This window comes from Xanthomonas vasicola (assembly GCF_000772705.2).
Lineage (GTDB): Bacteria > Pseudomonadota > Gammaproteobacteria > Xanthomonadales > Xanthomonadaceae > Xanthomonas > Xanthomonas vasicola.
Genome location: NZ_JSBW02000032.1, coordinates 43,623 through 62,929, shown reverse-complemented (window position 1 = coordinate 62,929; position 19,307 = coordinate 43,623). Strand labels below are relative to the sequence as shown.

Annotated in this window: 13 protein-coding genes and 1 pseudogene; 6 read left to right on the top strand and 8 right to left on the bottom strand. The window is 62.7% G+C overall.

Translation table 11 applies throughout. From position 1 onward, the window contains the following. Window positions 1-112: 112 nt before the first annotated feature. The 4 genes and pseudogenes from NX05_RS25345 to hsdR all read right to left on the bottom strand — a co-directional run bounded on the left by NX05_RS25345 (window position 113) and on the right by hsdR (window position 6,692). Complete coding sequence (locus tag NX05_RS25345) at window positions 113-496, bottom strand: restriction endonuclease subunit S (RefSeq protein ID WP_160113834.1); 384 nt, start codon at window positions 494-496, stop codon at window positions 113-115. Next, window positions 489-2,033, bottom strand: coding sequence for a class I SAM-dependent DNA methyltransferase (locus NX05_RS07695; protein ID WP_039430877.1), 1,545 nt, complete (start codon window positions 2,031-2,033; stop codon window positions 489-491). The genes NX05_RS25345 and NX05_RS07695 overlap by 8 nt, the downstream gene beginning before the upstream one ends. Window positions 2,034-2,079: 46 nt before the next feature. Beyond that, window positions 2,080-3,078, bottom strand: a complete 999-nt coding sequence (locus NX05_RS07690) for an Abi family protein (protein ID WP_039430876.1) — start codon at window positions 3,076-3,078, stop codon at window positions 2,080-2,082. A gap of 139 nt (window positions 3,079-3,217) precedes the next feature. Continuing rightward, window positions 3,218-6,692 (bottom strand): annotated as a pseudogene (gene hsdR, locus NX05_RS07685) (type I restriction-modification system endonuclease). Between the two features lie 575 nt (window positions 6,693-7,267). Between hsdR and NX05_RS07680 the strand changes: the two are divergent. After that, on the top strand, window positions 7,268-7,534 hold the full coding sequence (locus tag NX05_RS07680) for an XAC0095 family protein (protein ID WP_039430875.1): 267 nt from the start codon (window positions 7,268-7,270) through the stop codon (window positions 7,532-7,534). Window positions 7,535-7,781: 247 nt separating this feature from the next. On the opposite strand, the gene xopAU is transcribed toward NX05_RS07680, so the two are convergent. Next, entirely contained in the window at window positions 7,782-9,356 is a 1,575-nt protein-coding gene (xopAU, locus tag NX05_RS07675) for a serine/threonine protein kinase (protein ID WP_039430870.1), read from the bottom strand. A gap of 394 nt (window positions 9,357-9,750) precedes the next feature. On the opposite strand from xopAU, the gene xopAV (NX05_RS07670) reads away from it, so the two are divergent. Then, entirely contained in the window at window positions 9,751-10,533 is a 783-nt protein-coding gene (xopAV, locus tag NX05_RS07670) for a type III secretion system effector XopAV (RefSeq protein WP_039430868.1), read from the top strand. A gap of 684 nt (window positions 10,534-11,217) precedes the next feature. Next, window positions 11,218-11,976, top strand: a complete 759-nt coding sequence (gene xopAV, locus NX05_RS07665) for a type III secretion system effector XopAV (RefSeq protein ID WP_039430861.1) — start codon at window positions 11,218-11,220, stop codon at window positions 11,974-11,976. Between the two features lie 63 nt (window positions 11,977-12,039). Here xopAV (NX05_RS07665) and NX05_RS07660 read toward each other — a convergent pair whose 3' ends face one another. Further along, entirely contained in the window at window positions 12,040-12,669 is a 630-nt protein-coding gene (locus NX05_RS07660; RefSeq protein ID WP_039430859.1) for a TetR/AcrR family transcriptional regulator, read from the bottom strand. A gap of 214 nt (window positions 12,670-12,883) precedes the next feature. Here NX05_RS07660 and NX05_RS07655 point away from each other — a divergent pair, with 214 nt between their 5' ends. From NX05_RS07655 to NX05_RS07645, 3 genes are all read left to right on the top strand, one after another. Then, a complete protein-coding gene (locus NX05_RS07655) occupies window positions 12,884-13,663 on the top strand; it encodes a histidine phosphatase family protein (RefSeq protein WP_010368469.1) in 780 nt (259 codons plus the stop codon). Next, window positions 13,663-14,532 carry an NAD(P)H-hydrate dehydratase gene (locus NX05_RS07650; RefSeq protein ID WP_039430857.1) on the top strand — a complete coding sequence of 290 codons (870 nt, stop codon included), beginning with the start codon at window positions 13,663-13,665 and terminating at the stop codon, window positions 14,530-14,532. The genes NX05_RS07655 and NX05_RS07650 overlap by 1 nt, the downstream gene beginning before the upstream one ends. Window positions 14,533-14,863: 331 nt before the next feature. Continuing rightward, window positions 14,864-16,342, top strand: coding sequence for a glycoside hydrolase family 30 protein (locus tag NX05_RS07645; protein WP_039430881.1), 1,479 nt, complete (start codon window positions 14,864-14,866; stop codon window positions 16,340-16,342). A gap of 131 nt (window positions 16,343-16,473) precedes the next feature. Here NX05_RS07645 and NX05_RS07640 read toward each other — a convergent pair whose 3' ends face one another. Together NX05_RS07640 and NX05_RS07635 are read right to left on the bottom strand one after the other, a co-directional pair. After that, entirely contained in the window at window positions 16,474-18,279 is a 1,806-nt protein-coding gene (locus NX05_RS07640; protein WP_039430855.1) for a glycoside hydrolase family 15 protein, read from the bottom strand. Further along, the gene (locus tag NX05_RS07635; protein WP_039430853.1) at window positions 18,276-19,178 is read right to left on the bottom strand and encodes an SDR family oxidoreductase; all 903 of its coding nucleotides are present in this window, start codon (window positions 19,176-19,178) and stop codon (window positions 18,276-18,278) included. Before NX05_RS07635 ends, NX05_RS07640 begins: the two co-directional genes overlap by 4 nt. Between the last annotated feature and the right edge of the window lie 129 nt (window positions 19,179-19,307).

Genomic DNA, 19,307 nt, shown 5'->3' with positions numbered 1-19,307 from the left:
CCTCACGCCGCGTCCGCTTGCGCTTGCCGTTGTACTCCGCATCGCCGAAGGTCAGTTGCATCGTCGTTGTCCGTTGCGTCTGTGTGATTGTCGCAGGATCAAGGGGAGTTGTTCAGAGTTTCCCTAGGTCGTAAGCATCCTGTCGGTTTAGACCGGGAATCGCGGTCGATTTATTTAGCGAAGCTAGATCTAGATTTCTCAGAAGGTAATAGATGAATTTGGAGTGGGTGACTTCAAATTCATCAGCATAGTAAGTGGTGTCGATGGGATAGCATGGAACAGCTGAGTAGCAAACCTCACCGACACTACCCTTTCTGCCAACGATAACCGTCGGGCCTTCTGCCAAATAGGTTGAGTGATTCCCAACGATTCCATTGGAGCCATAGACGGGGTAAGCGCCACCATCACGTGATGTCGCTAGAAGTGCCTTGCCGTACTTCAACTCCAGAATTTCCCCAAGTTGGCAGGGACCCCACCCAGCAGGCAACTCACTCACCGCCCACCTCACCACTCGCCACTTCCAGCCCCATCACTTCGGCCAGTAGCCGCTTCTGCTCCAGCGCTTCGTCGCCGGCGCCCAGCGCCTGCATCAGGGCGTCGAGTTCGCGCAGGGCTTCGCTCAGTTCGGCCATCGCTTCGGCGGCCAGCACTTCGGGCGCGGGCAGGCTATTGGCATCGACGCTGTCGGCGTCCTTGAGCCAGCTGATATCCAGCGAATCGCCGCGCTCGGCGATCTGGGCGCGGGTGAAGCAACGGAAGCGGCCTTGGTCACCTTCATCGGTGCGCGGGCTGGCGCCGTTGGGATCGGTGCCGTAGGCCTGCTCGAACGGTGTGAGATGCGTCGGCCCGAACGGGGTGCGCTTGCCGAAGCTGGGCATGTTGCTGCGCAGGTCGTAGACCCACGTCGCCTGCGTGCAGCCGGTGTCCTGGCGCGGGTTGGCGGCGGTGCCTTTCTGGAAGAACAGCACATTGGTCTTGACGCCCTGCGCGTAGAAGATGCCGGTGGGCAGGCGCAGCAGGGTGTGCAGGGTGCACTTGTCCATCAGGTCGCGGCGGATGTCGGTGCCGACGCCGGCCTCGAACAGCACGTTGTCCGGCAGCACCACGGCGGCGCGGCCACCGGGCTTCAGGCCCCGGTAGATGTGCTGCAAAAAGGCGAGCTGCTTGTTGCTGGTCTTGTAGGTGAGGTCGTCACGGGTGGGTCCGCCGCCGCCCTTGGCGGTGCCGAAGGGCGGGTTGGACAGGATGATGTTGGCCGGTGGCAGGTCCCTGCCTGCGATGCCGAGGCTGTTGCCCAGGCGGATGGGACCGGCGCCTTCGCCGTTCATGCCGTGCAGCAGGCAGTTCATCAACGCGAGTCGGCGTGTCCCGGGGACGAGCTCCATGCCGACAAAGGCCTTTTCGCGCTGGAAACTGCGCTTCTTGGCGGTAACTCCGGGACCGTACAGATCGTCGTGTTGCGCTTTGATGTAGGCATCGGCAGCGATCAGGAAGCCCGCGGTGCCCGCGGCGGGATCCTGGATGACGTCGCCAAGCTGCGGCTTGATGCAATGGATGATCGAATCGATCAGCGCACGTGGGGTGAAGTACTGGCCAGCCCCGGACTTTGTCTCGTTGGCGTTCTTCTGCAATAGGCCTTCGTAAAGGTCGCCCAGGCCGTCCTGGCGTGCGCTGAACCAGTCAAGCCCGTCCAGCGCGGTGACCAGGGTTTCCAGATGGCGCGGCTCCTTGAGCCGGGTCTGCGCGTCGGCGTAGATGGCGGCGATCATCGGATCGCTGCTCTTGCCTAAGTCCAGAAGCATCTGCTGGTAGTGGTTGAGCAGGTTGCGGCCAGACTTGCTTTTCAGATCCGGCCAGCGGCTTTCTTCAGGCAGCTTGTGCTCGAAGTTGGGACTGTTCTGTACCTGCTCGTATTCCATCTTGACGAACAGCAACAGCACCAGCTCGGTGACGTAATCGCTGTAGTTGATGCCGTCGTCGCGCAGGACGTCGCAGAGGTTCCAGAGTTTCTGGACGATGTCGTTATGGGTCATGTTCGTATTCAGGAATTGGATGAGCCGATTAGCACGGCTAATCGGCTCACGGGTGAGGGGTGGCTTGCGGCCAGAACGGGTCGGTCTGCCAGTTCTCTGGGAAGCCCATCTGCCGTGTGTCGAGTTGTCCGAATCCGTTCAGATGATCGAGCAGCCGCCGGTCCCAGCGGGTATCGGGGCTGACCTGTCGCAACAGGAGCGCCAGGATGCACAGCACCGGGAACATGCGTGCGTGGTGGCCGGGTTGCAGCAGATGATGCGGCCAGGCGAAATCCGGCGCTGCGGGAAGCGTCGGCCGGATGCCCAGTTCGCGATTCCAGAGCCGGCTGTGGTGGGCGCAGATGTTCCGGATCGAGGTCAGGGCATGCAGCCACGATTCCAGCAGCGGCGCATGTAGGCCAAGTGCCCGCGCGATCTGCTTGCGATCGATATCCCGAGCGAGGCCCTGATAGAGATGAGATAGTTCGCCGAGAGTCAGTTCTTCCAGGGCAGCCCAGCCGGGCATCAGCGGCGGGGTGTTGTAGTTCAAAGTGTAGTGACGGGCATAGTTCTCGATTGCGCGGCGGCGTCTGAGTTCGGATTTTCTGCTTGCGGATGCGTTCGATCGGTCAATCTGCTGGGATTCGCGCTGGTAGTCACGCAATGCATCGCTCTGGCGTTTCTGAATGCTCTCTAGCAGTTTTTCGTGGCGATACCTGTCCTTGAACAGATTGCGCTGCAAATACAAGTGCGCCCCGTGGGTGGGACCCATGTGGTTGCCAAGGAGTGCACGCATCGCGACCTCCACACGTTCGATGGCTTCCATCACCAGCAGCCGTAAGCGCTGGTCGAAGACATACAGCTGTGTGACCTGCTGGAAGCGTGCCCCCGCAACGAATGCATGGCCATACGTCTGGAACGGACGCATGTAGGCGCTAAGGCGGAAGTAGCTGACGACTTCGAGGAATTTCTTCGCGCGCTCGCGGTCTTGAATCGACAGGCCGCGTTCGGCGAGCAGGTCAAGCTGCGCGTCGACCGGAATGGCCGCCTTGTCGAACGTTCTCATCCTAGCTGTAGTCCGGACATAAAAAACCCGCGCGATTTGTGCGTAACTGCCGGAGCAGCCATAGGCATGGCGGGTGTGTTGATGGAGATGATATGCATGGCGAGGCACACACGCAAGCTGGCAGTCTTCATACTGGCCGTCAGCCCGTCTGATCCCACAGATGTTCGCCCAGATCGCCCAGGATTTGGTCCAGCCGGCCATCGAGCAGGCGGTCCAACTGCAGGGCGCCGCCGTCGCCGCTGAAGTTGCGTTGCACGGTGTCGCGGTCCATCACCACCTCGTGCACCAGCTGCTGGGCCAGCCGCTTGAGCCAGCGCCGCTGTACCGGCGTCCAGCTGCGCTGGGCATAGATGCCCTGCATGGCCTTGTCGACGCGCTGCTCGAACGGCACCAATGCCTCGCCCAGCGCGGCACGGCGGATGTAGCCGATGATGCTGGCAGCCACCTCCTGCTGGGTGCTGTCGCGCCACGCGCCGCGCAGGTGGGCCTCGCTGTAGCCGTGCTGGTCGAGCAGCAGGCGTACCTCGCGCAGCTGGGTGCGGGTGAGGTCGCGGGGGCGATTGACGATGACGCTGAGCGCGGCGGACTGGTTGATCTGCTCGCGGATGAAGGCGTTGAAACTGTCCAGGTAATCGGCCGGGGCTTTGTTTATGCCGTAGTTCTGTGCGCGTTCTAGCAGGGTGTCAGCGTGTTCGGAAATGACCGGATAGCGGTCCGTGCCCAGCAGCACGCCCACTTCGGCCAGTTGCTCCACCAGGCGCGGGTGTTCGCGGAGGAAGCTGGCGGCATTGCGCGCGCCGAGCTTGTGCAGATGGGTGTGCAGCACGGCGGGCGCCACGCCCCAGGAGGTTTCCAGCGCGCTGAGCCTGTCGCGCAGATCCGGGCGCTGCTCGGCGCGATGCTGGGCCTTGCGTAGCACGCGCATGATGCGCTGGCTCAACTGGTCGAGCACGTCGTCAGCATGGCTGCCGCCGTTGCTGCCGGGGGCATCGAAGCTGCGCTGCTGGCCGAGCTCGTGAACCAGCTGCTCGATGCTGATGTTGGGGTCCTTGACCAGCGGGCGCATGGTGTCGACGTCTTCGAGCGCGGCGTACAGATCGACCGGATCGAAGATGCGGAACACGGTCTTGCCGATGTCGTCGCAGCGGCGGGTGGCGCGGCCCTTCATCTGTTCGTAGAGGATGCGCGAGCGGACCCGGCGCATGAACACCAGGTTGGCGATACGCGGCACATCAATGCCGGTGGTCAACAGGTCGACGGTGATGGCGATATTGGGGTAGCGCTCGTTCTTGTAGTTGCGGATCAGCTGGTCGACCTTGTCGCTTTTGCCGGTGATCACCGCGACGCTGGCCTGGTTGTAGTAATTGCCATGGACCTGTTTGAAGGCCTCGTCCAGCTGGTGCTTGACGCGTTCGGCGTGCGGCTGGCTGACGCAGAAGATCAGGGTCTTTTCCTCGCCGTCCGGGTCCAGTTCGATGGCGAGCTGCTCGCAGACGACCCGGTCGAAGTCTGCGGTGATCACACGCCGGTTGAACGACTCGATATTGAAGTCGAGTTCGTCTTCCAGGTCTGCGGTGTCGACTTCGCCGGTCTGCGTGTTGATGACGCTGACGCGCTCGCCGCGATCAAAGTGGATGCCGTTCTTGCCGAGCGCGGTGGTGTAGCGGACGGGCGGCTCGTGGTCGATCAGCCAGTCATCTGCCACGGCTTCGCGGTAGCTGTAGGTGTAGATCGGCTTGCCGAAGATCTCGGTGGTGTGCTTGGCCGGCGTGGCGGTCAGGCCGATACGGCAGGCATCGAAGTAGTCGAGCACGCGGCGGTATTGCGACAGGTATTGCGCGTGGTCGCGCACGGCCAGCTCGCCTTCGGTCATTTCCTGGTCGAGCGTGTAACCGCGGTGGGCCTCGTCGACGACGATACAGTCGAAGGTGCCGATCGGTGGCGGGTCATCGGACTGGAAAATGCGCCGGACCATGGCCTGCACCGTGGCGACCTGCACGCGGGTCTCATCGGCGGTGCGGGTGTCGTCCAGGCCATCGAGGTTGTAGATTCTGCGCCAGCGTCTGGTTCTGCTCAAGCTGCATATCCTGCATCGTCTCGGTGGCCTGGGTGCCGAGCGCGGAGCGGTCGACCAGGAACAGAACCCGGTGAAAGCGCTCGGCCTTGAGCAAACGGTAGATCAGGCCAATCATTGTGCGCGTCTTGCCGGTGCCGGTCGCCATCGCCAGCAGGCATTTGCGTGAGCCCGATGCCAGCGCGCCTTCCACAGCCTGGATCGCGCGCTGCTGGTAGTCGCGCAGGTTGAGGTAGGCCATGCCTTCCTGGGCCAGGTCGCGCTCGGCCTGGTCGCGATCGCGGGTGAGCAGATCGGCGATGTCCTCGGGCGTGTGGAACTTCTGCAGCGGGCGCCGCAGATTGGCCGGTGAGCGCAGGTCGCGGAACCAGATGCCCGATTGCTCGGCCAGCTGTTTCACATAAGGACGGCCATTGCAGGCGAATGCCAGCGGCACCTGGAAATGGCCACCCTGGCCGTCGGCCCAGCCTGCGATCGCTGTGGTAGCCGGGTAGGCGGGGGCTAGCTCGCCACGCATCACAAAGTCGCGCGCGTAGCGCTCGGCCTGGGGAATCCGGTCGGTGATGTTGATCCGCTTGCGCTTGGCCTCGACGATGGCGACTGGCGTGAGGCCGGCGAACAACACATAGTCGGCGTTGGCACGTGGCGCCTTGGTGGGCCATTCAGCGATGGCGAGGTTGCGGCCTTTTTCCGGGCGGATGCCGTTGGCATGGGTGAGGTCGAGCGAGTCGGCTTCCCAGCCGGCCTCGCGCAGCTGCTGGTCGATGAGGATGCGGGTGAGGTCTTCGCTGAGGTCGAAGTTGTTGCTGGCCTGCTGGGTAGCGCCGGCGACCTGTTGAGTGGCGGCCTGGCGGGCGGTGTCCGGCTGCTGCAGGCTGGCGATGCGTTGTGCGAAGTCCTGGCGTAGCCGTTGCAGTTCCTGTTCGCGTTGGACCGCCAGCGCCGCCTGCGCACGCGCTTCACTGTCCATCGCTTCGGCGAGCTCAGCGTTGAGCTTGGCTTCGCTGTCCTTGAGTTCGACGAGCGCCTGGCTCTGGTCGTGTTGTTGGCGGGCGGTATCCAGCTCCGCTTTGAGGCGATGGACCTCGGCCTGCACTTCACGCAACGGCGCGGCTGGATCCTTCGGGGGCAGGAAAGCACCCGCCTTGAACTCGGCGGCGTTCTTGCCAAAGGCGCGGTGGTACCAGACCGCCAGGTCGCGGGCGACCTTCAGGCCATCCATCGCTTCGCGGTGTTGCGTGGTGAAGCCGTGGGTCGCCTTGTTGCCCTCGACCCGCAGTACGTGGAACAGCTCCTGGATCCGCCGGTCCAGGCGCAGCTCGCGTGCGAGCTGGTAGATCAGATCCGCCTGAGTTGTCCGTTGGTCGTGGATGATGCCGGCGCGCCCAGCCAGATCCTGGGCAAGTGCTTCGGCGAACTGCCGGAGCTTGATCAGCGTGGTGTTGGGATCGCTGGCAAAGACCTGCTCGGCCATCGAGGCCAGTTTGAAGAAGACCGGATCGTGTTCCTGCAGGAAGGAAAAGTTGCTGTCGACAGTCACACGCGTATCCGTACTTGGCGCCGGGCGGGATGGCATCTCGCGGTAGCCATCATAGGTCACCGATGCTGCCGTCGTCACTCTAACGCCGGATGCGATGGACCGATATGCGATGGCTTGGGCTCCGCAGCGACTTTGCTGGCAGCTGCGCAAGTTTTTTCTATGAGTTCCCAGTCTTTTGTCGGCAACTAAGTCGTTGCCGCAATGAAATTTGGCGGCAGCATCGATGCCTCTGCCTGATGATTCGTTCGGAATGGCCCTGCTGCTTAGATGAAATTCCAGGTACCGAAGGGCTTGGCGGCGGTAATCCTTAACGGCGGCATTCTGTAGTCGCACGATCACCTCGCGGAGCCTCGAAACTCCGCAAACAGCGGTGCCCACCTCCGACAAACCGGTGGGTTTTTTGTGCCTGCAACTTTGCTGGTGCAACCGACGCGATGCTCTGCGTCGGGAGGGCGGCTAATACAACGCCCGCAAGGGGAATACGCCCGCCGGCTGTTCGCGGTTTCGAGCCTCCCGACTTCCCGTCCGTCGCCTTGCGGCGGGCGGGGGCGATTCCATGGAATGAGGAGCAGGCCATGTCGGACGTTGTACGCGATGTGCAGTCACAGCCGGGTTACTACCTGCCAGAAGGCGCGCAATACCGTTTGCAGCAACTGCGCGACCATATGCGGTTTCTGGCGCGCTTGGCGCAGTCACGCACGCAGGCCGAAGAGCAGGCGCGGCAGCCGGCCATCTGCATGGACGAGTTGGCGTTTTGTCTGGAGCTACTGGCCGAGCAGGTGGGCCGGGTGCTGGATGATGTGGAGTGCGCTGTCATCGAAGGGGCGCATCCGTTGCCATGACGTGTTGTGTCGAGTGGATATTTTACCGTATGGACCACCGCCGAATGAACGCATGATCGGCACGGATATGGCAGCAAGCAGCGGTGCCGATTGAATGCCCGAATCAGTGCTCAGACTGCGCGCGTGCGTGCATGCTTGCCTCACTTGTTTTTCAATCCCGCGCTTCTAGGCCCAGCCACCACACACTACATGTGTCCATCGTCCGCGCTTACCTGCAACCGTGAGTGCTTCTAAAAAATAATTGCCGCTAAAAAGAAGGCAAGCGCCTTAGTTTTTCGTAGGTGCGATGCATCCGATCACGGGGCGGGAGCGGCTGTTGGGTGAAAAAGGGGTTGCGCAGCAAGGTCTCCGCCTTGGTGCGCTGGCCGGTTCCATCGTCCAGCATGCTGTTGAAGAAGCGGACCACCGTGCACTTGTGGTCGTCGGGGAGAGCCTGCAACGCATCCATGAAGGGGAAGCTGTCTGCGGTCTTGGCGCGATTGATCCCGATCATGCCCATGTTGTAGCCGGGGCGCTTGAGAACATGCACCAGCAGTTGCGCCACGCTGTAAACGTCGCGCGCATGCCTGGCAGGGCTGCTCAAGTCGTAAAAGCCCGGTGTGCCGCCGCGGTTAGGGTCGCCTTCTTCTGAGCCGAGCCCCATGTCGATCAGCCGAAAGATCTTCATGGGTTGGTCGTACATGACGTTGTTGTGCGAGATGTCCTGATGCACGATGCCGGCGTCTTCGCAGCAGGCAATGCCCAACAGTACATCGGCCATCAGCTGCCGGGCCAGGGCGAGATACTCCATGGCGCTGATGGCGCCTTGCTGCAGCGCTGTGCGTGCGCGGGCAATCATGCTGCGCACGCTGATGCCGTCGATTTTCTCCAGCAAAATTCCGAAGGTGTGTTCGATCTGCACCACGCCGTGGGCGCGGACGATATACGGCACCGCATCCACCGACCTGATCATTTGATACTCCTGGAAGATCATGGCTTTGCGCGCAGCGATGTGTTGCTGCAGCGCCTGTGCGTCTGCAACCGAAGTGGGGTCGCCCGGTATCGGTGGGGTCGGTGGTTGCGGGTCGGTGCGCAACAAGGCCTTGAAGATGAAGTCACGTCCGCAATTTTGCCCGCCCTGCCAAAGATCTTCGGCCAGCCGCACCGCGTAGGTCGAGGCGGATGCGCCGGTGCCGACGGTTGGCATGGCGTCCAGCGTTCCTGCAGTGCCTGCGTGTCCGGTTTCCAGCGTCACGTGGAGAAACCCACCATCTACATCCGAGGCGCCGGGCTTCAACGCCGAGAGCTTCTGGATCAAGTCCGGGCGTTCGGATCGGCTGGTCAGCGATTTCACCAGACGCGGGCTCAGCACGACGTGCTGCCTGGCACGACGCATATCGCTGACCAGCTGCCGTGCGTTGCGCAAGTTCTGGAATGCGTCACTGCTGTCGGCGCCCGCAAGGGCCGATGTGTGCGCCGGCGTCTCCAGCAGGCAGGCCCAGGTCGGTGAGCCGGGCTGCGGGCTCAGACGAGGGCTGCGGCCGGTGGCAGACGTCGTTGGCGAGTCGCTACTGGATGAGGACCAGGTGTGCGGTGCTAACGCTGCCTGCAGGCGGGGCACCACGACCTCCAGGTGCGTCCTTTCATCCGCGAGCACGCCGGTGGTGCTTCTTCTTTTTTCCAGCAGGTTGAGCGGATGGTCTGCGACGGGATGGGGCGGGGTGTGCTGCTCGGTCGCCTGGGCAGTTTCGGGTGCATCGCGCTCTGCGTCTGCGCGCAGCGCTGTGGAAGGGAGAGTGAAGTTGCCGGAGATCTGTTTCATGGTCCAGGCCAGTCTGGTCAACGATCATCCGAGGTGGCTCTGGCGGTTCGCTTGCAACGCGGCATGCGGCAGCTGGTGTGAGCCCGCTGGAACCAGCAGCCACTCAGCAGCGTCACCGGCATCATCATTGAGGCGGTGGTGCATGCGTAGGGAGCAATGAACGAAGCTGTGCAAGCGTGGGCGAAGTTGCGCCAGTGCTACATGTGCTTGCATCTGGCGCGGTGGCTAGGCGCCGGATGTGGTGGCCAACGCGCGCTTTCAACATGATCGCCAGCCACCCTGCTCGTTCGTCTGCAGCGATGCGCTGGTGCTGGCTTGGACAGTTTGCGCGCTTTGGCAAGCGCAGCGCCGCTTGTTTCGTGTTCGGCAATGGTTTTTCGGCCGGATGCATCATGCACGATCACGCTGGTGAACAATGGTGCGCATCGATAGCGGAGAGGTGACCATGCAACCTTTAGCATTGACATCCGTCACGCGCCGAGGCGCCAGGCGCGAGCAGCAAGAGGGCGCGACCGTGGCAGATGCTGGCCCGTCTGCACCGGCCAGTGACCCGCATGCCAATACGCAACTGGTTCAGGAGTTGCGACGCTTGCCCATGCGTGAAGCGCCGCTCAGGGCGGCGCGCACGCCTCCTGGCGTCCGCATCGCGCGGTTCGGGCGGCTAGCGGCGAACATTTGCGGTGTTCCTCTGGTGTCAGTCTTCGGCTTTAATGCCGTCTGTGCGGCAGGCGTTGGCGCTTATGGGTATGCAACAGACGATGAATACTATAAGACCTATGCAATGCTCTCGACTCTGGGAGCTGTGGGTTCTGCAGTGGCGTTCGGTGGGGTGACCTTGGCGGATTATTTGGCTGCCCGCTACCTCGAGGCGCAAGCGCGGGCGGATGCGCAACGGCCGGCCTTGAAGAAGGCAGACAGGGCTAGCGAGTTGGAAACAACGGTCGCCTGTCTTGATGCGGCGGTCGAAATGGTGACTATGCCGGAGGAAGATGGTCCTTACTCCCACTTGACCTTTGGCGAGCAGGCGGCCCTGGCCAAGGATCTGCTGAATCTCATCACCGCAGAGCGTTCCCGCTTGCCGCCTGAACTGTGGAGCGCGGCCAGCGGCGTGCGCGACCCGCATGTATTGGTCGAACGGCTTCTGGCAGCGGCAACGGCCCGCGCAGCGAAGGCTGCGTCCACGTCGTCGATGTCCTGAGGGCACGGGCGTCAATCGGCGTCCAGCGCTGCGCTAACGCGTCACCGCCGCCAACTTCAAGATACGCGACGAGCTGCTGCGTAGCACCGGCTGTAGGGCGCTCGACAGCAACTTCTGCAGTAGCGATCTTCAAACAGGTCTGCACAGCAGGCCATCAAACACCACGACAGGCGTTGAGTCGCTGGCAATGCAGACCTTTGCCCGCAGCGGCGTCAGCAGGCTCTGTTCACCGTCTTGGCGGTCCACAGTCCTTACCGCGTGGCCCTGGGGCAAGAGCAACGGTTTTGCATTGCGACGCCTGAGCGACCGCGCGCTGTGGCGATGCGAGCCCGCTGCTTCGGCAGCCAGAAGACAGGTTGCGTGAGAGCACTGCGCTAGCGGTGGCAAAGAGACGTTGGCCATGTAGCTCTCGGATGTGTGCTGCATGCGTAGCGGTCGGCCCATGATGCGCGATTTCACCCGGTTCGACGCGTGGTAGCAGATCGCCAGCACATGGCCAGCAGTCGATCGCCCAGCAGGGCGCTTTGCCTGGATCGACCATGCTTGCCATCCAATGTGTCGGGAATGTGGTGCGCGTTTCGCCATCGGTCACGCTTATTCGGGCAATGCCGCGCGTGCGTGATTGGGCAGCCGAACAATGGGGTTCCATCTATCTATGAGAGGTGATGTATGCATCCTGTGGCGATGACGACGGCAGTGCGCCGGGGGGCGAAGCAGAGTCAGGAAGATAGGGTTGCCGCGTCAGATGCCGGCCCCTCTGCACGTTTCCATGACCCGCATGCCAATACGCAGCTGGTCCAGAGTCTGCCACGGCGGGTTGTACGTGAGGCGCCTCTCAGGCCGGCCGGGGAGGCGGCCGCTCAAGGCGCGCAGCCGCAGGAACAAGCCGCTGGCGTGCGCGTGGCCAATGTGGTGCGTGAACTAGCAGATAGCGCAGCTGTGTTGGGCGCTGGACTGGTGTTTGCTTATGGCGCAAAAACTTTTTACAACCACTCGATACAAGGCGGTTCTACTGCTGACCCTAGCTACGATGATAGGTTGGCCTTGGGAGGTGCCAAGACGATGCTTGGCGCGACGGTGGCATACGGTGGCTTCAAGGCCATTGAGTATCTCGCTGACGGGTACATACGGGCGCAAACGCGTGGGCAAAAGGCCCAGCGGGCGCGGGAATTGGGGACCACCGAAGCGTGTCTGGATGCGGCGCTCGAAATGGTGAGCACGCCGGATGCCAACAATCCCGGTCCTGACATGAACGTAGGCGAGCAGATTGCGTTAGCCAGGGATCTGCTGCACCTCATAACGGTGGAGCGTTCTCGCTTGCCCCTGGATCTGTGGAACGCGGCCAGCGGTGTTGGCGGCGATGCGCACAGGTTGGTCACCCAGCTTTTGCAGGCAGCCAGGGCCCGTGCAGTGGAGGAAGCGTCAACGTCGTCGGCAGATTGAGTAGGCGCTGGCAGATGGCGGGAGCATGCGGTCCGCAATCGACGAGCCGGTGCCGCTTAAGGGCTACACCGGCGCCGACTTGAGGATGCCTGACAGGCTTTCGCGCAGGATCAGCTGCAGATGCATGCGGTTAAGTTCCATGCCGCTGATCATCACGCTGTGCAGGCCGCCGCACATGGCGGCGACGGCGAAGACGCGGGCCTGGAATTCCTGTTCGCTGCTGGCGGTGTCGGTGTGGCCGCGGAGCAGGCGTTTGAGCAAGGCACTGAGGTGTTCGATCAGCGAGGCGCTCTGCCGGCGCATGAAGGCGGCCAGCACCGGGTCGCGCAAGGTGGCCAGGTGCAGCTCCAGGTCGATGCGGGTGCGCTTGATGTTGATTTCCTGCAGCAGCCAGTCTTCGAGCAGGCCGGCAATGAAGTCCACCACGTGCACGTTGGCCGGTCGTTCCACCAGCCACATCTGGCGGATGGCGCGCATGTAGTTGCGTTCCAGCAGTGCGCGCACTAGGGCATCTTTGTCTGCGAAACGCTGCAGCAGGTTGCCGCATGCCAGGCGCGCGCGTTCGGCGATCAGTTCGAAGCTGGTGGCGGAGAGGCCGATCTCGTCGATGCAGCGCTCGGCGGCGTCCAGTACGTCGTCTAGCAGGAGCTCTTCGCGTTGTTTTGCGGTGCGCAGCTGAAGGACGTTGGACATGAGCGAGCGATCTGCAGGGGGCTGCAGTATACCGATGCAGGGTTACGCATCCATTGGAATGCGCTGGCGTGTGCGTCGTGCCATGTCCGCTGCAGCGAGGCCGTCTGCGGGCTCATGCATGACACCGGTGCCGCGGCGATGACGTGGCCATCGGCGTGGTCGACCAGCTGTTCACGGCAGCTGTGCGACACGTGGTGGCGACGTCATGCAGGAGATGGGTGTGAGTGAGACCAGCGCGGTTGCGGGTGTGTCGGCGCAGTGGCCGGCGCGGTTGTGGGTGGTGCGACATGGGCAGAGTGCGGGCAACGTGGCGCGCGATCTGGCCGAGTCCAATGGGGCAGCGTTGATCGACCTGGAACACCGCGATGCGGATGTGCCGTTATCGGGCTTGGGCGAGCGGCAGGCGGAGGCCTTGGGCGCCTGGATGGCTGGCTTGCCCGCGCACGAGCGGCCGACCTTGATCTTGAGTTCCACCTACGTGCGTGCGCGGCAGACCGCTGCTGCGGTTGCGCGTGCGCTTGGGCAGCCGGCCGATGCGGTGAGCGTGGACGAGCGGCTGCGCGAGAAGGAATTCGGCGTGCTCGACCGTTACACCACGGCCGGCATTCTGGCGACGTTTCCAGAGTTGGCCGAGCAACGCACGCTGGTCGGCAAATTCTATTTTCGCCCGCCCGGTGGCGAGAGCTGGTGCGATGTGATCTTTCGCTTGCGCAGCATCGTGGGCGACCTGCAGCGCAACCATGTGGGCGCGCGCGTGCTGATCGTGGGGCATCAGGTGATCGTCAATTGCTTCCGCTACCTGATCGAGCGGATGGACGAGGCCACCATCCTGGCCATCGATCGCGAAGGCGATGTGCCGAACTGTGGTGTCACCGAATATGCGGCCGCCGTCGATGGGCAATCGCTGGAATTGGTGCGGACAAAATTCGTGCCGCCCGAATTGGCCGATGAGCCGGTGACGACCGAATCCGATCGCCCGGCCGGAGCACGCTGATGGCTGCCGCGCGTATCCGCACACTCACCGCCGCTGCACTGCGTGCGATGCCGTTGCCATCGCCCGGCGGCGACAAGGAGCAGCGTGGCCGCGTGCTGGTGGTGGGCGGCTCGATGCGCGTGCCTGGCGCTGCATTGCTGGCGGGCGAAGCCGCGTTGCGCGCAGGCGCGGGCAAGTTGCAGATCGCCACTGCTGCGAGTGTGGCGCCCGCAATGGCGCTGGCGGTGCCGGAGGCATTGGTGCTGGGCCTGGGGCAGAACGGGCAGGGCGAGATCACGCGCGGGCATCGTGCCTTGGATGCAGCGCTTGCAGCATGCGACGCGGCCGTGATCGGGCCGGGTATGGCGTCTTCCACGACAACAGCGGCACTGGTCAAGCTGGCCGCTGCAAAGGCGGTCTGCACCTTGGTGCTGGATGCGGGGGCATTGTTGCGCAGTTTGCGTGCGCCGCCTGGGCGGCCATTTGTGCTAACGCCGCATGCGGGGGAGATGGCGACCCTCGCTGGCGACGACAAGGCTGCGGTGGAAGCAGCGCCGGGCGAGTACGCGCTGGCTTTCGCACAGAAGATGCGCAGCGTGGTGATCGTCAAGGGCGCGGACAGTTTTATCGCTGGGCCGGATGGTGTGTTGTGGGTGCATCGCGGTGGTGTGCCGGGGTTGGGCACATCCGGGTCTGGCGATACCTTGGCCGGCTTGATCGCAGGGTTTGCTGCGCGGGGTAGCGATGCGTTGACTGCTGCGCTATGGGGCGTGTTTGTGCACGCGGCTGCGGGTAAGCAGCTGTCGAAGCGGATTGGCACTGTGGGATTTCTCGCGCGCGAGATTCCCGCGGAAGTGCCTGGGATCTTGGATCGTTTGTCGCGCAAATGATTGAGCCCCTCTCCCGCCGTGAGAGCGGTTGGGGTGAGGGTACGGTTGCTTGCATTAGTGCAGATTGCAGATTTGCATGTGTCGCTCTTTTTGATGCATCACGCACTACCGGCACCGCCACGTGCACACGTACCCTCATCCGGTGCTGCGCGCCACCTTCTCCCCCATGAAGGGGACAATGTCCCGGCGGGAGAAGGCAGTCTGATGTTACATCTTCTTGCGCTTGCGCCCGTTTGTCCCGCGATGTTGCGGCGCGTTGGTCGGTTAGGCTTGGGCGATCTACCTGGGAGGGTGTGCAGTGAAGCGAGCGATGACGTGGTCGGTGGTGGGGGTGTCGGGGATTGGGCTGGGCATGCTGAGCAGCGCGAGTGCAGCAGCGACGGCTGTTGCATCCGCCGCGACGCCAACAGCGGTAGATGAGACCTCGCCAGCGGTGAGCAGCACTGGTGCACTGCGCATCTACACCAGTTCTCAAGGCGCCACGCAGCAGATGCGCGTCAGCACAGCTGCTGCTCCTGCCGCCGGGCATGCGCTGACCGAGAAAGAAAACTCCATCTTCGTCAATCCGCACCGGCAATTTCAGGAACTGCTGGGCATCGGCGGCGCGATTACCGATTCCAGCGCGGAGACCTTCGCCAAGCTGCCCAAGCGTGCGCAACGTGCGCTGCTCACGGCCTATTACGATCCGCAGAAGGGGATCGGCTACACGCTGGCGCGTACCACCATCCATAGCTCGGACTTCAGCAGCGGCAGCTACACCTACATCAAGGAAGGCGATGCGGCGCTGAAGAGTTTTTCGGTCAAGCACGATGCGAAGTACCGCATCCCGATGTTGCGCCAAGCCATTGCGGCGGCCGGCGGCAAGTTGACCACGTTTGCCAGCCCGTGGAGCGCGCCGGCCTTCATGAAAGACAGCAACAACATGCTCAAGGGTGGCAAGTTGTTACCCGAGTATGCGCAAGCCTGGGCCAGCTACTACACGCGGTTTATTGCGGCATACGAGAAAGCCGGCATCCCCATCTGGGGTATCAGCCTGCAGAACGAACCCATGGCGGTGCAGACCTGGGAGTCGATGCTGTTTTCGGCTGAAGAGGAGCGCGATTTCCTGAAGAATCATCTCGGACCCACGATGGCCAGCGCTGGCTATGGCGACCGCAAAATCATCGTATGGGACCACAACCGCGACATGATGGTGCACCGCGCGCACGTGATTTTCGACGACCCGGAGGCGGCCAAGTATGCGTGGGGCATGGGCTTTCACTGGTACGAAACCTGGGCCGGCTTTGCGCCTATGGTGGAGAACGTGGCTGCGGTGGCGCAGGCGTACCCGGACAAGCATCTGTTGTTGACCGAAGCGGCGGTGGAAAAGTTTGACCCGGCCAAGTTGCAGTATTGGCCCAATGGCGAACGCTACGGCACAGCCATCATCAACGACCTCAATCATGGCGCAGTGGGCTGGACCGACTGGAACATCCTGCTCGACCAGAACGGTGGGCCGAACCACGTGGGTAATTACTGCTTTGCGCCGGTGCATGCCGATACACGCACGGGCGAGGTGATCTATACGCCGAGCTATTGGTATATCGGTCACTTTTCCAAATTCATCCGGCCGGGCGCGCGACGGGTGAGCGCGGCCAGTAGCCGTAGCAATCTGGCGACCACTGCATTTCTCAGTACCGATGGCAGCCTGGCGATGGTGGTGATGAATGCCAGCGACGTCGCCATTCGTTACAACCTGTATGTGGGCGAGGCATCGAGTGCGTTGGAGATTCCTGCGCATGCCATCCAGACGATGGTGCTGGCGCGGTAGATGATCTAGCTGAGTTGGTGGACTTGCCGGCTGGCCTGCGCTGCTCCACTCTGCGGGTGCCTTCTCCCGGTGGGAGAAGGAAACCTGGGCTGCGATGACGATCTGGCGCGGGTTGCGAGTGTACTTTGCGATTACTCGCCATCCACGGCAAGCGCCGCATGAATCAGCGCGAGATGGCTCAAGCCTTGCGGTAAGTTGCCCAAGGCATCGCCGGTGGCCACGTCCATCATCTCGGGCATCAGTGCAACATCGTTGCCGAGTTGTTCCAGCAATTGTTCGAACAAGCGCTTGGCTTCGCCACGCTCGCCGAGCAGGCCATAAGCCTCCACCAGCCAGAACGAGCACGCGATAAACGCACCTTCACGCTGTTGCATGCCGCTGTAGCGGTGCAGCAACACGTCGCTGCCGAGTTCTGTGCGGATGGCATCGCGGGTGGCGATCATGCGCTCGCGGCGTGGTTCACCCAGGCCGAAGCGCGAGGCCAACAGCAGGCTGGCGTCCAGGTCGTCGGTGCCGGCGTAGAAGGTGTAAGCATGCTTTGCGTCGGACCAGCAGTGCAGGTCGATCCACTCAAGAATCCGTGCCTGTTCGCGTTCCCAACGCGGCAGCATCGCGGTAGAGAGATGGCCGGCCTTGGCCAGCTCGCTGGCGCGGCGCAGCGCCAGCCAGCACTCCACCTTGGACATGGTGTAGTGCTCGTTGGTTTCCAGTTCCCAGAAACCAGCATCCTTGCGCATCCAGGTGTCTGCGCACTCGTTGCCGAGCTCGAACAACTGGCGTGCGGTTTCCTGGTCCAGGATGTGGCCGGCATCGAGAAAGCGCGAGGCCATTTCGAAGATGTCGCCGTACAGGCACAGCTGCAATTGATTGTTGGCCGTGTTGCCGACGCGCACCGGGCGCGTGTCGCGATAGCCGGGGATGTCGATCTCGCGTTCGTCGGGCACCAACGCACCATCCAGGGTGTAGCAGGGGCGCACGCCGGGGCGATGGCGGCGGATGGTGCGCATCAACCAGCTAAACGCGGCCTTGGCATCGGCCAATGCGCCCACGCGCAGGAAGGCCTTTGTGGTGTACGCGGCATCGCGCACCCATGCGTAGCGATAGTCCCAATTGCCATTGGCACCGATCTGCTCCGGCAACGAGGCGGTGACCGCCGCCGTGATAGCGCCAGTGGGTGAAAACCACAGGAATTTCAGCGCTAGCGCAGAGCGAACGACGGCGTCGCGGTAACTGTTGTCATGGCGCAGGTTGCCGCTCCACTCGCGCCACTCCTGGTCGCTACGTTCGATGCGTTCACCGATATCTTCCAGTGCGGGTACCGGTAGCGCGTCGTCTACGGCGGCCAGCAATGCAACCACCTGTGTGTCGCCCGCATGGATTGCCAGCGTGGCATGCACGCCGCGGTCATCGCACTGCAAGACCTGCGCTGCGTCCACGTCATAGCGCAGCATGGTCATGAGTGGACCCACGTGGTGTACGCGGCCGTTCGGAGTTTCGCTTTGCCAAGGCGTTGCTTGGCCGGCGCGTGTGCCGGGGCGGTAGATCAGATCGAAGACCACACTGCCGTCGATGCCTTCGATGCGCCGCGCCAGCTCTGACCACGGCAAACGGCCAGCTTCGCCGCTGTTGAGCGATTCGGTCAGACGTGCGCTGCCGGTTGCGGTGATGAAGGTCGTCTCGAGAATATTGCTGCCGTCCCGGTAGCGCCGCTGTACCTGATGCAGCTGTTGCGGAGTGAGGGCGAAATAGCCGCCTTGGCCTGCGTCGAGCAGGCGATCGAACAATGGTGGCGAATCCATCTTCGGCACGCACCACCAATCGATGCTGCCGTCTGCGCCGCACAAGGCCACCGAACGCCCATCGCCGACCGCCGCATAGGCGGCGATCGGCAAGGTGCCAGTGGCATCGCGTTGAAACTCAGCGCCAGGGTTGCTCAAGACAGCAGCAGGCCGCCGGTGGCACCGAACACTTCGCCGGTGACGTAGCTGGATTCCTGCGAGGCCAAAATCACGTACAACGGCGCCATTTCCACCGGCTGCCCCGCGCGCTTGAGCGGCGTCTCCGAGCCGAAATCCGGAATCTTTTCCGGCGGCTGACCACCGCTGGGCTGCAACGGCGTCCATACCGGGCCGGGCGCGACCGCATTGACGCGGATCCCTTTCTCGGCAATCTGCTGCGCCAGCCCCTTGGTAAAGTTGACGATAGCTGCCTTGGTCGACGCGTAGTCGAGCAGAGTGGCGGAGGGCTGATACGACTGGATCGAGCCGGTGTTGATGATGGATGCACCCGGCGGCAGATGCGGGATAGCCGCCTTGCACAGCCAGAACATCGCGTAGACGTTGGTCTTGTACGTGGCGTCGAACTGTTCCGTGGTGATGTCGGCAATGTCTTTGACGGCAGTTTGCTTGCCGGCAATGTTGACCAGCACGTCCAGGCCGCCCAGTTCCTGCACCGCGCGTTCGACTAGATCGGTGCAGAAAGATTCGTTCTTGAGGTCGCCCGGAAAACTGATGGCCTTGCGGCCTTCTGCCTGGATCAGTTGCACAACTTCTGCTGCGTCCTGCTCTTCTTCCGGCAGGTAATTGAGCACGATGTCCGCACCTTCGCGCGCGAACGCGATGGCGGTCGCGCGGCCGATGCCGGAATCTGCGCCAGTGATCAGTGCCTTGCGGCCCTGCAGGCGACCGAAGCCTTTGTAGCTCTGTTCGCCATGGTCGGCTTTGGGGTGCAGCTCATGGACAGTGCCCGGTGCTTCTTGGGTCTGTTCCGGGAATTGCGGCTGCGGAAATTGGGTTAGTGGGTTTTGCATTTCGTACTGATTCTTGGTGCTGGACATGCACGCTCTCCTGCATTGGGGGCTGGCGGCACGCAATAACGCGTACCAATGGCGGCTAGTGTGGAAACCGACACGATGCGCACGGGTGAACGAATGTTGTGCATCATGTGAATACGTGACGGCGGTGCA

What these genes read in the sequence shown, in the direction of transcription:
- NX05_RS07695 (WP_039430877.1), bottom strand. Translation starts at nt 2,033, where the DNA reads ATGACCCATAACGACATCGTCCAGAAACTCTGGAACCTCTGCGACGTC.
- NX05_RS07690 (WP_039430876.1), bottom strand. Translation starts at nt 3,078, where the DNA reads ATGAGAACGTTCGACAAGGCGGCCATTCCGGTCGACGCGCAGCTTGAC.
- NX05_RS07680 (WP_039430875.1), top strand. Translation starts at nt 7,268, where the DNA reads ATGTCGGACGTTGTACGCGATGTGCAGTCACAGCCGGGTTACTACCTG.
- xopAV (WP_039430868.1), top strand. Translation starts at nt 9,751, where the DNA reads ATGGTGCGCATCGATAGCGGAGAGGTGACCATGCAACCTTTAGCATTG.
- xopAV (WP_039430861.1), top strand. Translation starts at nt 11,218, where the DNA reads ATGACGACGGCAGTGCGCCGGGGGGCGAAGCAGAGTCAGGAAGATAGG.
- NX05_RS07660 (WP_039430859.1), bottom strand. Translation starts at nt 12,669, where the DNA reads ATGTCCAACGTCCTTCAGCTGCGCACCGCAAAACAACGCGAAGAGCTC.
- NX05_RS07655 (WP_010368469.1), top strand. Translation starts at nt 12,884, where the DNA reads ATGGGTGTGAGTGAGACCAGCGCGGTTGCGGGTGTGTCGGCGCAGTGG.
- NX05_RS07650 (WP_039430857.1), top strand. Translation starts at nt 13,663, where the DNA reads ATGGCTGCCGCGCGTATCCGCACACTCACCGCCGCTGCACTGCGTGCG.
- NX05_RS07635 (WP_039430853.1), bottom strand. Translation starts at nt 19,178, where the DNA reads ATGTCCAGCACCAAGAATCAGTACGAAATGCAAAACCCACTAACCCAA.